Origin of the sequence: Microbispora sp. NPDC088329 (assembly GCF_040685655.1) — a bacterium.
In the GTDB taxonomy this organism is placed as follows: Bacteria; Actinomycetota; Actinomycetes; order Streptosporangiales; family Streptosporangiaceae; genus Microbispora.
This window is the reverse complement of sequence record NZ_JBFBIP010000014.1, coordinates 159,500-171,946: the sequence shown is the minus strand read 5'-3', so window position 1 is coordinate 171,946 and position 12,447 is coordinate 159,500. Positions and strand designations below refer to the sequence as shown.

Sequence of the window (12,447 nt, the reverse complement as noted above, 5' to 3'; positions counted from 1 at the left end):
TACCCCTGTGGGCCGACAATCCGGCTACTCGACGCCGATCAGGAGGGGATAGCCGCCCTGCCCGCCCTCGTACACGACGATCTCCAGATCCGGGCGGACGCGCTCCAGATGATCGCGTACGGCGCGGAGGAGGCACTCGGACGCGCCGGCGCCGGTGACGAGCGTGACCATCTCACTGCCCCCGGACACCAGGCGCCGGGCGACCTCGACCGCGGCTTCGGCCAGGTCCGCGCCGATCAGCGCGACCTCGCCGTCCACCACGCCGAGCACGTCACCGATCCGGCACAGCCCGACGCTGGTCATCGCCGCGCGGTCGGCCACCCACACGTGCCCGTGGCGGGTGTGCCCGGCGGCGTCGGTCATCGCCACGATGTCGTCGTCGAAGCGGCGCAGCGGGTCGTGCACGGCCAGCGCGGCCAGGCCCTGCACCGACGCCCGGGTGGGCAGGACGCTGACCGTCACGCCCTCCTCCCTGGCGATCTCCGCGGCGGCCACGGCGACGTCGTGCACGGCCGCGTCGTTGGGCAGCACGGCGACCTCGGTCCCGGCCTCGCGGACGGCCCGCAGCAGGGCCGCCGCCGACGGCGCCGAGCCCGGCTCGCGCCGCACGACGACCGCTCCCGCCTCACGGAACAGCGCCGCCAGGCCGTCCCCCGCGGCGACCGCGACGACGCCCCGCGCCGGGCCCGGCTCGTGCGGCCGTCCCCCGAGGTAGGTCACCTTGATCCGGTGCGGGCGCCCGGCCCGCAGCCCGGCCTCGATCGCCGCGCCGGCGTCGTCCACGTGGACATGGACGTTCCACAGGCCCTCTCCCCCGATGATCACGAGGCTGTCCCCGAGCGCGTCGAGTTCGTCCCTCAGCCGGTCCGCCTCGTCCGCGCCCGCGTCCAGGAGGTACATCACCTCGTATCCACGGCCGTCCGCGTCCTGCCGCCCGAGCTCCTCCGGTGCGATCCGCGCGGCCGGGGCGGGCACCTCGTGCCGCTCGCTGTACGCCTCGGCCACCACCTCCGCCAGGCTCTCCAGGAGGATCACCAGCCCGGCCGCGCCCGCGTCCACCACGCCGTTGCGGGACAGCACACCGAGCTGCCCGGTCGTCCGGCGCAGGGCCCGTCGTGCCTCGTCCGCCGCCCGGCGGGCCACCTCGTTCAGGTCGTCCGGCGCGTCGCGTACGGCGTGCGCCGCGGCCGACAGCACGCTGAGCACCGTGCCCTCCACGGGCCGCATCACCGCCGCCCTGGCCATTTCGGCCGCCCTCGTCAGGCCCTCACGCAGGTCGGCGCCGCCTCCCGGCGCGCGCCCCAGCACCTGGCCCATGCCTCGCAGCGCCTGGCTGACGATCACACCGGAGTTGCCCCGCGCGCCGAGCAGGGCGCCGCGCGTCAGTGCCTCCCACGTCGCGCCCCCGTCCGCGTCGCCGGGCAGCGCGTCCAGCGCCTCGGCCGCCGACAGGATCGTGAGGTGCAGGTTGGTGCCGGTGTCCCCGTCCGGGACGGGGAACACGTTGAGCGCGTCGATGTCCGCCCTGGCCCGGCCGAGGGCCGCCGCGCAGTGGCGGGACCACCGGCGCACCGCGGGGGGATCGAGCACCTTGAGCATCCGGCCGACCTTCCTTCCGCGCGCTCTTGCCCTCGATGCGTTACCCGCTCCGGCCCCTCGATGCGCTACCGTTGGCGGGTACGAGACTATCCCCGTCCGCCGGAGTCCCGTTTGGCGTGCACCGGCGAACATCGGATATCCTCGTGTGGCCAGCCGGTTGTCCCGGCATTGCTCGGACGAGCCGCTGCACCGGCGCCGGGCCGATCGACTGATTCAAAGGAGCGATTACCGTGGCTTCCGTCTGCGACGTCTGCGCCAAGAAGCCGATTTTCGGCAACAACATCTCCCACTCGCACCGCCGCACCCGCCGCCGCTGGAACCCCAACATCCAGACTGTGCGCGCGGTGGTCAACGGGACGCCGAAGCGGATGAACGTCTGCACCTCCTGCATCAAGGCGGGCAAGGTCACGCGCTGACCGTCTGACATCCGCGAAAGCCCGCCACCGGTTCCGGTGGCGGGCTTTCGCATGCCCGGACACCGGATTCCCCGGCGATGGGGATCCGGGCGCCCTTGTGCTGGCCATTCCCGCTGTGGTCGTCCTCGTCGGGGCCGTGACGTTGGTGGTGGTCCTGCTGCACACCTTCCGGTACGGCGCCCGCCTGACCGGGTCCGTCCTCCACGTGCGGGGAACGCTCACGAGCGGCAGCGCCGACCTCTCCACCGCCCAGGTGTGGTTGGACTCCGAGCCGGAGTACGAACGTGCGGCGGACGGCGAGGGAAGGCGGCGCACCGGCCGCCGGATTCCCCTGCTGGTCGCCCAGAACCCCTCGGGACGCCGGATCAAGCTCCGCCTGCGCGACCTGGACGGCGCGTTGCTTCCTCCGCGAGAACTCACGGCGCTCGCCGACGCGGTGGAGTCCGGGACGCGGCCCGAGCCGGAGGCCGCCGAGGTGGCGACCGTCCTGCGCCGCCTCGCCCACGACCCCCTCGGCCGCCTGCTGTGACTCTCGGCGGCGCGGCCCCTGCCCGGACCTCCGCGCGGCACATGACCAGGTGAACGGTGCGGCTGCCGTCGGGGCGCCGCGGCGCCTGCCGCCATCGGCCGCCGGCTGCTCAGAGGGCGCGGCGCAGACGCCACCCGTGGTCGACCGGGCCGATGCCCGCCCCCAGCGGGAAGCCGTGCGCGATCGCGCCCGTGACGTACTCCTTGGCCCGCCGTACGGCTCCGGGCACGTCCTCGCCGAGAGCGAGGTACGACGCGATGGCGGAGGCCAGCGTGCAGCCGGTGCCGTGGGTGTGCCGGTTGTCGTGCCGCTCGGCGGTGAAGCGGTGCTCGCTCGATCCGTCGGTGAGCAGGTCCACGGGCTCCCCGGGCAGGTGGCCGCCCTTGATCAGCGCCCACTTCGGGCCGAGGGCCAGCACGGCCTCGGCGGCGCGGGGCATGTCGCCCTCGTCCTCGACCTTGACGCCCGTGAGCTGCTCGACCTCCCACAGGTTGGGGGTGACCACGGTCGCGGCCGGCAGCAGCACGCTCTTGACGGTCTCCACGGCCTCCGGCGCGAGCAGGCTGTCGCCGTGTTTGGACACGCCGACCGGGTCCACCACGACGGGCGCGGTCACGCCCGCGAGCACCTCCGCGACGGTCTCCACCAGCACGGACGACGCCAGCATGCCCGTCTTGATCGCCTGGGCTCCGATGTCGCCGAGGACCGAGTCGAGCTGCGCCCGCACCGCCTCGGGGGGCAGTTCCCAGTAGCCCTGCACGCCCAGCGAGTTCTGCGCCGTCACGGCCGCGATGACGCTCATGCCGTGCACGCCGAGGGCCAGCATGGTCTTCAGGTCGGCCTGGATGCCGGCGCCGCCGCCGGAGTCGGAGCCCGCGATCGTCAGGACACGTGGTGGGGTGGTCATGCGACCATCCAACCAAAACGCCCGCCGCTCCCCCGAAACGCCTCGTTCCCCGGATGGCCGCCCCGGCCGGGCGGGCCGGGGCGGAGCGGGCCGGGGCGGAGCGGGCCGGAGCGGAGCGGGCCGGAGCGGAGCGGGCCGGAGCGGAGCGGGCCGGAGCGGAGCGGGCCGGAGCGGAGCGGGCCGGGGCGGAGCGGGCCGGAGCGCGGAGCGGGTCAGCCGCGGCGCCTGGACGGACCGGGGCCGCTCACCTCGCACCGTCCTTCGGAGAGCACGCAGTCGGCGGGTGCGGCGGACGCTCCGTCGGCGCGGACGGTCAACGTCAGCGTGCCGCCTTCGCCCAGCGCGGTCTGCGAGCTCAGGATCAGGGTGTTCCCCTGCTGCCGCCAGTCCGCCCCCTCGACCGCGGTCACCTGTCCGCCGACGGCCAGCCTGATGGTCCAGGCGGGCAGGGCCGGCCCCTCGTTGCGTACGGCGAGCCGTGCCGTGTAGCCGCTCCCGGCACGGCGTGTCACCGTGATCCCCACCCGCACCGCAGGACCGCCGGCGAAAGCGGACTCCGTCCGCGCCGTGTCCGTGCCTGTGCCGGCCGCGTCCGTGCCCGCGGCGTCCTCGGTGCTTCCGCTGTCGCCGGGGGCGTCCTCACCGAGCTGGGCGTCTCCGTCGGGCACGGTGTTCTCCGTGCCCTCTCCGGCGGGCGCGACGGCGACGGGAGCGTCGCCGGCCTGCGCGGACGCCTGGGCAGACGCCCGTGGGGCGGCGGTGGACGGAGTGCGCGTACGGGCGGCCGTGTGGTCGCGATCCCGGCCTTTCGCCGTGGGGGCCGGGGTGGACCGGGGCCTCGCCGGCTTGTCCTGCCCTGCCGTGCTCTTCCCCGCGTCCTTCTGGCCCTGCTCCCCCTCATCGGCGCCGGTCTCACCGGAATCCTCCTGGCCGTTCCTGACCGGGTCGCCGGTCGGATCGCCGGTCGAGTCGCTCTGGACGGGTGTCCCGCCGAGGGACTCGCCGGAGCCCGGCTCTGCGTGAGACGCCCCCGCGGCGGCGCAGTCCGCGGAAGCCGGGCAGGCCGTCGTCGTCTGCTCCATAGTCAGGGAGGTCCGCCCGGCGATGAGGCGGGCACCGCCGGTCGTGACGCCCACGGCGACCAACACCGACAGCCCCGACACGAGCGCCAGCCGCCGCAGGCGTCTCGGCCGCTCCACGCGGTCGTCCCGGCCGGTGACGCCTCCGCCCTCGGATCTCCCCGACGACGTCGGCCGCCGGGACGACGCGAGGCTCTCAGGCTCCCGGCTCTCGGACTCCAGGCTCTCGGGCGACAGTGCGGCGAACATCCGGGTCGTCGCCTCCGACGGTGGCGCCGTCAACGGCAGGTGCCCGTTGATCGCCTCCTCGGGCGGCACGGGCCAGGGCACGCCACCACCGTTCGAACCGGCGGAGGGCGCAGGCCAGGGCGCGTCCCCGCCGCCCGTCCCCGGCCGGGCGTAGCCGCTTCCGGGAAGGGTCCCCGGGGCGCCACCCGGTGCCGCCGGCGGACGGAAGGCCAGGTGGTCCGGGCCGGAGCCCGTCCCCCGCGGGTCGCCGGGAGCCGGAGAGGGCTGCCCCTCTCGTGCTTTGCGTCCTGCCGTATGACGGCCCATCGAGGTCCTTCCTGTTGCCGACCGCCATACTTAATAACAGATCTAATACGCCTATGTCACAAATTTCACATCATCCTCGGAAGTGGTCCCATCCCCCCGTGGTCCAGGTCTGACCGTCGACGCGCACTCCGCTCCCCTGCGTGACCGCCCCTACGGGCGTCCACTCGGGCGGCAGCCGTACCCCGGAAGGGAACGTCGCGGCCAGAGCGTGGTCGTCACCGCCGGTCAGCACCCACTCCAGGGGGTCGGCGCCGAGATCGCGCGCCGCCGCGGACAGCGCCTCGGGCACGGGCAGGGCGGCGGCGTCCAGCTCGACGGCCACGCCGCTCGCGTCGGCGACGTGACCGAGGTCCTGCAGCAGGCCGTCGCTGACGTCGAGCATCGCCGTCGCGCCGAGCAGCGCGGCCCGCGGGCCACAGGGATACGGCGGCCGGGGACGGCGGTGCGCCTCCAGCAGTGCCACGAGATCCGGGGCGCCGCCGGTCACCCCCGCCCCGAGCAGGGCCAGACCGGCCGCGGCGTGTCCGAGACGGCCCGCCACGGCGACCACGTCGCCGGGACGCGCGCCGGACCGGGTCACCGGAGACCGGCCGCCGAGATCGCCGAGCGCGGTCACGCCGAGCACGACGGTCTCGGAGCGCGCGATGTCGCCCCCCGCCACGGTCGCCCCCACCAGGTCGCACTCGTCGCGGAAGCCGTCGGTCAGGGCGTCCAGCCAGTCGGCGGCGACGTCGGCGGGCAGCCCCAGGCCGACCACGAGGGCGGTGGGATCGGCCCCCATGGCAACGATGTCGGAAAGGTTCTGTGCCGCCGCCTTACGGCCGATGTCGTAGCCACTCGACCAGTCGCGGCGGAAGTGCCTACCCTCGATCAGTAGGTCCGTGCTCACGACAACCCGGCCGTCGGGGGCCTTCAGGACCGCGGCGTCGTCGCCGGGGCCCAGCAGTACGGCGGCGGTCCGCGGAAGGCGTCCCGATATACGTTGAATTACTCCGAATTCGCCAAGATCTCCGACTGTGATAGCACACCCCTAGTGCATTCGAGGTACGGTTACGCTCCGGCACTGATCTCTATCCGGAGGGCGTCATGGTGCAGGCCTACATCCTTATCCAGACCGAGGTCGGCAGGGCCGCCAACGTGGCCGAGGAGATCTCCACCATCCCCGGGGTCACCCAGGCCGAGGATGTCACCGGCCCCTACGACGTGATCGTCCGGGCCCAGGCCAACAACGTGGACGAGCTCGGCAAGCTCGTGGTGGCCAAGATCCAGGCGGTGCAGGGCATCACCCGTACACTGACGTGCCCGATCGTTCACATCTGAGCGGAAGACGAGCCGGGGAGACGATGCGAGAGGCGAAGGGGCCCGCACGAACGACGCTGCCGGCCGCGGTCGTGGCGGCGCTCGCCCTGCTCGCCGGCTGCTCGTCCACGGTGCACGTGGAGCCGCCCACGCCGACCGGCGAGGCGGCGGCGGCCTGCCGCACGCTCGGCACGGCGCTGCCGAAGACGCTCGACGGGCTCGGCCGGGCCGCCTCCGAGCCTCCCTCGCCGTACGTCGCCGTGTGGGGCGACGGCCAGATCGCCCTGCGCTGCGGGGTGCCCCGGCCGGCCGCGATGGAGCCGACGGCGGAGGTCTCCGACATCAACGGCGTCGGCTGGTTCCAGGACCCGCGCCGGCCGACGCTGTTCACGTCCACCAACCGGGTCGCGTACGTCGAGGTGACGATCGGCAAGGGCCACCAGCCCGGGGCCGTGCTGGTCGACCTCGCCGAGCCGATCAAGTCCAGCATCCCCGAGTAGCTAGCGCAGGCCCGCGGGCCGGCGCAGCGCGAGCTGGATCAGCCGCTCGACCAGGCCGTCGTACGGCAGGCCGGTGGCGGCCCACAGCTGCGGCGCGACCGACAGCGACGTGAAGCCCGGCATGGTGTTGATCTCGTTGACGATCAGCTCTCCGGACGGCGTGTAGAAGAAGTCGACCCGCGACAGGCCCTCGCAGCCGAGCGCCTCGAACGCGCGCACGGCCATGGACCGCACCGTCTCCGCCACCTCGGCCGGAATGTCGGCCGGCGCCTGGAGCGCCATCTGGTCGGGGTAGTACTTGGCCTCGAAGTCGAAGAACTCGCGGTCGCCCCGGACGAGCACCTCGCCGGGGACGCTCGCCGCGGGAGCGGCGTCGTCGAGCGACTCCAGCACCGCGCACTCGACCTCCCGGCCGGCGATGGCGGCCTCGACCAGCACCTTCGGGTCGTGCTCGCGGGCGAGTTCGATCGCCGCCTCCAGCGACTCGGGGTCGTGCGCCTTGGAGATGCCCTGCGACGACCCGGCCCGGGACGGCTTGACGAACACCGGCCAGCCCAGTTCCTCGATCTCCTTGAGCACCCGGCCGCGGTCGAGCCGCCAGTCGCGGTCGCGGACGACCACGAACGGGCCGACCGGCAGCCCCGCGGCGCGCAGCACGAGCTTCATGTACGCCTTGTCCATGCCGACCGCGCTCGCCAGCACGCCGGAGCCCACATAGCGGACGCCGGCCATCTCCAGCAGACCCTGGATCGTCCCGTCCTCGCCGAACGGGCCGTGCAGCATGGGGAACACGACGTCCACCCGGCCGAGCGCGCGCGGGATCTCACCGGATTCGAGGGCCACGAGAGTGCCGGAGTCCCCGGGGAGCGCGAGCGCCGTGCCGGAGTCGTCCACGACGGGCAGGCGGCCGGACTCGATCGCGTAGGACTGGGTGCCCGACGCCAGCACCCAGCGCCCGTCCTGGGCGATGCCGATGGGGATGACCTCGTACTTCGACCGGTCGATGGCATCCAGCACGCTGCCGGCGCCCATCAGGGAAACGGCGTGCTCGGAGTTGCGGCCGCCGAAGACGACTGCCACGCGCACGCGTGACGGGGACTCGCGATCCTCATTCATGATGCCCGAATCTACCGTGTTCGAGGCGCAAAACGGCTTGTCAGCCGCGCGCGTCGCGGAGGTCCGTTATCCCCGATCAGACCTGATCAGACGCCGTAGCGCTCCGGCTTGGGCGTGCGCGACATCAGCAGCACCGCGGCCTCACCGGGGGTCATGCCGTCGTGGACGACGCCGACGACCACCTCGGTGATGGGCATCTCCACGTCGTGTTTCCTGGCCAGTTCGAGCACCGACTCGCACGACTTGACCCCCTCGGCCGTCTGCTTCGTGGCCGCGACGACCTCGGCCATCGTCATGCCGCGGCCCAGGTTCTCGCCGAACGTGCGGTTGCGCGACAGCGGCGAGGTGCAGGTCGCGACGAGGTCGCCCATGCCCGCGAGGCCCGCGAAGGTGTGCTGGTCCGCCCCGAGCGCCGCGCCCAGCCGGGCGATCTCGGCCAGCCCGCGCGTCATGAGCGTCGCCCGCACGTTGTCGCCCAGGCCCATGCCGGCCGCGACCCCGACGGCCAGCGCGATGACGTTCTTGACCGCGCCGCCGAGCTCGACGCCCACCACGTCCGGGTTGGTGTAGGTCCGGAACCACGGCAGGTGACACGCCTCCTGGAGCCGGGCGGCCACCTCCTCGTCGGAGCAGGCGACGACGGCCGCGGCGGGCTGCCGCTGGGCCAGCTCGGGCACCAGGTTGGGCCCGGAGACCACGGCCACCCGGCGCTCCGGCACCTCGGCCACCTCGCAGACGACCTCGCTCATCCGCTTGCACGTGCCGAGCTCGACGCCCTTCATCAGGCTGACCAGCACGGCCTCCGGCGGGATGTGGGGCTTCCACACCTGGAGGTTGGCGCGCAGCGTCTGGGACGGCACCGCGAGGACCACGAAATCGGCGCCCTCCATGGCCTCGGCGGGGTCCGTCGTGGCGCGGATGGTGTCGGGCAGCCGCATCCCCGGCAGGTATTCGGGGTTCTCCCGGGTCTCGTTGATCGCGTCGACGATCTCCGCCCGCCTGCCCCACAGGGTCGTGGCGGTGCCGGCCTCGGCGAGGATCATCGCGAACGTGGTGCCCCACGAGCCCGTTCCGAAAACAGCCGCCCTGCTCACTGGCCGCACCACTCCTCTTGCTCCGCGCGCTCCTCCCACACCGTACGCCCCGCTCAGCCGTTGGCCGCGTTCTTCGGGTCGTAGGGAACCTCGGGCGCCTTCTCGTCCCGGATCTCGGCGAGCAGGCCGGTGATGGCCGCCGTGATGTCCGCGGTGGCCTCGCGCAGGACCGAGCCGCGCATGGGCTGCCCGGCGTACCTGGACAGGTCGACCGGCGGCCCGGCCAGCACGTGGAAGGTCGTGCGGGGCAGCAGGCGCGGCTTCTTCGCCCCGTACGGCAGCAGCTCCTGGGCGCCCCAGTGGGCGATCGGGACGACCGGCACGCCGGTCGCGAGGGCCAGCCGGGCGACGCCGGTCTTGCCCACCATGGGCCACTGGTCGGGATCGCGGGTGATGGTGCCCTCGGGATAGAAGAGGATGCAGGCGCCACTCCGCAGCCGCTCCTCGGCGATCTTGAGCGACTTGGTCGCCTCGGTGCTGTTGCGCTCGACCGGGATGGCCTGGAGCTGCGCGATGGCGTGACCGAGTCCGCGGATCCGGAAGAGACCCGCCTTGGCCAGGATCGTCGGCCACCGCCCGTTGTTGTACAGGTAGTGCGAGAGCAGCACGGGGTCCGACCACGACAGGTGGTTGACCGCGATGATCAGTCCGCCGGTGCGGGGGATGTTCTCCCCGCCGCGCCACCGCCGCTTCACGAACAGCCGTGAGAGCGGCTTGACGACGACGACCGCGAGCGCCTCCCAGAAGCGCGGCGGCCGGCCGGCACGGCGGCTCACCCTGGCGGGGGCGGGTGTGGCCGGGGGTGTGGCCTGGGGGCTGGTCGGGTCGGACGAGGGCTCGCTGGGGTGGCTCACAGGGTCTCCAAAATCACCGGGATCCGGGACAAGTCTCCCGGTTGGCCATGCGCGATGTCGAGGCGGGATGCTACAGGCATGCACCTCGCGCGATGGTCAATAGTGGTCCCGGTGAAGACCCTGATCCGGGCCAAGACACGGCTCGCCACGGCGGCCGGGCCGTACCGGACCGATCTGGCGGTCGCGGTGGCCTCCGACACCGTGGCGGCGGCGCTGCGGTGCCCGCTGGTGGCGCGCGTGGTGGTCGTCACGGCCGACCCGTTGCCCGCCCGGCGGCTGGCCGCGCTCGGGGCCCACGTCGTGGCCGATCCGGACCGGGGGCTGAACACCGCTCTGCGTGCGGGCGCGGAGGAGGCGGTACGGCTCGCGCCCGGCGACGCCGTCGGCGCTCTGCAGGCCGATCTGCCCGCCCTGCGGCCCGCCGAGCTGGAGACGGCACTCGCGGCGGCGGCGGAGTTCGACCAGGCGTTCGTTCCCGACACGGCCGAGGTGGGCACGACCTTCTACGGCGTACGACCGGGCGTGTCCTTCCGGCCGGGGTTCGGCGGCGAGTCGAGGGCCAGGCACCTGTCCCGGGGGGCCAAGGAACTGACCCCGCCCGGGATCGCGTCCGTACGCAGGGACGTGGACACGGTGGAGGACCTGCGCGACGCCCTGACCCTGGGCGTCGGCCCCGCCACCGCCGAGGTCGCCGCCCGAATCCTCGGCGGCACGGCTCCCCTGCCGTAGAGAGGAGACCCGTTCAGCCGGTGAGCCGCCCGCCCTGCTGACCGTCCGGCCGGCCGCGGGGCGGAGGCGGCGCCGGACACACGAAAGCCGGATGCGCGAAAGGCGGCCACGCCGAGCCCCCGCTCCGGCGTGGTCGCCCGTGTCGTCGTGTCAGTGGGCCGCCTCCGCGTTCTCCCGGGCCTGCTTGGGGAGCAGGAAGGCCACGGCGAAGGTGAGCAGGAGCATTCCGGCGACCACCCAGAGGGTGACCTTCATGGCCTGGTCGAAGCTCCCGGCGGTGGGCACGTCGCCGAGCAGGTCGAAGAAGACCGTGCCGAGCAGGGCCACGCCGAACGCGTTGCCCAGCTGCTGCACCGCCGTCAGCGTGCCGGACGCCGAGCCCGTCTCGTGCTCCTCCACGCCGGCGAGCACGATGTCGAAGAACGGCGCCATCAGCATGCCCATGCCGAAACCGCTGACGGCCAGCGCGGGAGCGAGCTGCCACGGGCTGACGTGCATGCCCGCGATGTTCAGCGTGATCACGACGCCGATCACGCCCAGCGTCATGACCAGGGTGCCGCCCTGGAGCAGCTTGCGCCCGAACTTCTGCAGCCCCATCGCGGCGCCGAATCCGAGAAGCGTGCCGATCGACGAGGGAACCGTCGCGAGCCCCGCCTTGAGCGGCGAGTAGCCGAGCCCCAGCTGGCAGTAGAGGTTGAAGGCCAGCATGAACCCGGCCATGCCGGAGAAGAACACCATGCCGGTGAACAGACCGCCGGTGAACGCACGCTTGCGGAACAGGCTCGGCACGATCAGCGGGTCGCCGCCCGTGCGGCTGCGGCGGGACTGGAACCAGCCGAAGACGGCGAACACGAGCACCGAGGCGGCGAGCATCACGAACGCCCACACGGGCCAGTCGTGCTCGCGGCCCTGCACCAGCGGGTAGATCACCAGGAAGGCGCCCACGGACGCGAGCGCGACCCCGGCCAGGTCGAGTCGCGGCGGCCGCGGCGACCTCGACTCGGGCAGGAAACGCAGCCCGGCGAGGAGCGCGGCCAGGCCGAGCGGCAGGTTGATGAAAAAGATCATCCGCCAGCCGGTGCCCCAGAAGTCGGCCGTTACGAGCCAGCCGGCGAGGAGCGGGCCGCCGACCGCCGACAGGCCCATGACCGGCCCGAACATGCCGAACGCCTTGGCCACGTCCTCGGGCGGGAACATCTCCTTGATCATGCCGAGGCCCTGCGGCAGCATGACGGACCCGAACAGGCCCTGGATCACCCGGGCGCCGACCAGCATCTCGGGCGACTGGGCGACGGCGCACAGCAGGGACCCCACGGTGAACCCGGCGGCTCCGATCAGGAACATACGCTTGCGGCCGAAGATGTCCCCGAGTCGGCCGCCGGTGATGAGCCCCACGGCCATCGCGAGCGTGTAGGCGGCGCCCAGCCACTGGATGACGGCCTCGGAACCGCCGAGGTCGGCGCGCATGTTGGGCGCCGCGATGTTGGTGACCATCGCGTCGAGCATGTCCATGACCTCGCCGGCGAGGATCACGAAGAGAGCGGCCCAGCGCCAGCGGTACGGCGCTCCAGCCGCCGACGCCGGCGGCGCGGTCGCCGTGACGGGTTCCGACATCATCCCTCCCTTAGGGACTGAACAGTGTTCATAGTAAAGTGAGCGCTGTTCTAGCACCGATCAGTGTTCAGCGCAAAGTTCGATGTTCGCCACGATATATCTCGATTGCGGAGGACACAAGATATATCTCGATCACAGATCGGTGTTCGTGAACGC

At 73.0% G+C, this 12,447-nt stretch carries 13 protein-coding genes; 5 read left to right on the top strand and 8 right to left on the bottom strand.

Annotated features, from left to right (window positions below; translation table 11 throughout):
* Positions 1-24: 24 nt before the first annotated feature.
* Entirely contained in the window at positions 25-1,599 is a 1,575-nt protein-coding gene (locus AB0O28_RS25075; RefSeq protein WP_363644074.1) for a DAK2 domain-containing protein, read from the bottom strand.
* Between the two features lie 230 nt (positions 1,600-1,829).
* Here AB0O28_RS25075 and rpmB point away from each other — a divergent pair, with 230 nt between their 5' ends.
* Both rpmB and AB0O28_RS25065 read left to right on the top strand, forming a co-directional pair.
* Positions 1,830-2,015 (top strand): 50S ribosomal protein L28, encoded by a 186-nt coding sequence (rpmB, locus tag AB0O28_RS25070; RefSeq protein WP_030506042.1) that lies wholly within the window; start codon positions 1,830-1,832, stop codon positions 2,013-2,015.
* 97 nt (positions 2,016-2,112) lie between these two features.
* Positions 2,113-2,544 (top strand): hypothetical protein, encoded by a 432-nt coding sequence (locus AB0O28_RS25065; RefSeq protein ID WP_363644072.1) that lies wholly within the window; start codon positions 2,113-2,115, stop codon positions 2,542-2,544.
* A gap of 109 nt (positions 2,545-2,653) precedes the next feature.
* On the opposite strand, the gene thiD is transcribed toward AB0O28_RS25065, so the two are convergent.
* The 3 genes from thiD to AB0O28_RS25050 all read right to left on the bottom strand — a co-directional run bounded on the left by thiD (position 2,654) and on the right by AB0O28_RS25050 (position 6,106).
* Positions 2,654-3,451, bottom strand: coding sequence for a bifunctional hydroxymethylpyrimidine kinase/phosphomethylpyrimidine kinase (thiD, locus tag AB0O28_RS25060; RefSeq protein ID WP_363644070.1), 798 nt, complete (start codon positions 3,449-3,451; stop codon positions 2,654-2,656).
* A gap of 212 nt (positions 3,452-3,663) precedes the next feature.
* A complete protein-coding gene (locus tag AB0O28_RS25055; protein WP_363644068.1) occupies positions 3,664-4,860 on the bottom strand; it encodes a hypothetical protein in 1,197 nt (398 codons plus the stop codon).
* Positions 4,861-5,155: 295 nt separating this feature from the next.
* The gene (locus AB0O28_RS25050) at positions 5,156-6,106 is read right to left on the bottom strand and encodes a thiamine-phosphate kinase (protein WP_363644193.1); all 951 of its coding nucleotides are present in this window, start codon (positions 6,104-6,106) and stop codon (positions 5,156-5,158) included.
* A gap of 65 nt (positions 6,107-6,171) precedes the next feature.
* On the opposite strand from AB0O28_RS25050, the gene AB0O28_RS25045 reads away from it, so the two are divergent.
* Both AB0O28_RS25045 and AB0O28_RS25040 read left to right on the top strand, forming a co-directional pair.
* Positions 6,172-6,405 carry an Lrp/AsnC ligand binding domain-containing protein gene (locus AB0O28_RS25045; protein ID WP_363644066.1) on the top strand — a complete coding sequence of 78 codons (234 nt, stop codon included), beginning with the start codon at positions 6,172-6,174 and terminating at the stop codon, positions 6,403-6,405.
* A gap of 23 nt (positions 6,406-6,428) precedes the next feature.
* The gene (locus tag AB0O28_RS25040; RefSeq protein WP_363644064.1) at positions 6,429-6,884 is read left to right on the top strand and encodes a DUF3515 domain-containing protein; all 456 of its coding nucleotides are present in this window, start codon (positions 6,429-6,431) and stop codon (positions 6,882-6,884) included.
* Here the strand turns inward: AB0O28_RS25040 and AB0O28_RS25035 are convergent, their stop codons facing one another.
* The 3 genes from AB0O28_RS25035 to AB0O28_RS25025 form a co-directional block, all read right to left on the bottom strand.
* A complete protein-coding gene (locus AB0O28_RS25035; RefSeq protein WP_363644062.1) occupies positions 6,885-8,000 on the bottom strand; it encodes a D-alanine--D-alanine ligase family protein in 1,116 nt (371 codons plus the stop codon).
* Positions 8,001-8,086: 86 nt separating this feature from the next.
* Positions 8,087-9,094: an NAD(P)H-dependent glycerol-3-phosphate dehydrogenase gene (locus AB0O28_RS25030; protein WP_363644060.1), complete on the bottom strand. Its 1,008-nt coding sequence runs from the start codon at positions 9,092-9,094 to the stop codon at positions 8,087-8,089.
* A gap of 53 nt (positions 9,095-9,147) precedes the next feature.
* Positions 9,148-9,948 carry a lysophospholipid acyltransferase family protein gene (locus AB0O28_RS25025; RefSeq protein ID WP_363644058.1) on the bottom strand — a complete coding sequence of 267 codons (801 nt, stop codon included), beginning with the start codon at positions 9,946-9,948 and terminating at the stop codon, positions 9,148-9,150.
* Between the two features lie 78 nt (positions 9,949-10,026).
* Here AB0O28_RS25025 and cofC point away from each other — a divergent pair, with 78 nt between their 5' ends.
* The gene (cofC, locus tag AB0O28_RS25020) at positions 10,027-10,677 is read left to right on the top strand and encodes a 2-phospho-L-lactate guanylyltransferase (protein ID WP_363644056.1); all 651 of its coding nucleotides are present in this window, start codon (positions 10,027-10,029) and stop codon (positions 10,675-10,677) included.
* A gap of 150 nt (positions 10,678-10,827) precedes the next feature.
* Here cofC and AB0O28_RS25015 read toward each other — a convergent pair whose 3' ends face one another.
* Positions 10,828-12,291 (bottom strand): MFS transporter, encoded by a 1,464-nt coding sequence (locus tag AB0O28_RS25015; RefSeq protein ID WP_363644054.1) that lies wholly within the window; start codon positions 12,289-12,291, stop codon positions 10,828-10,830.
* Positions 12,292-12,447 lie beyond the last annotated feature (156 nt).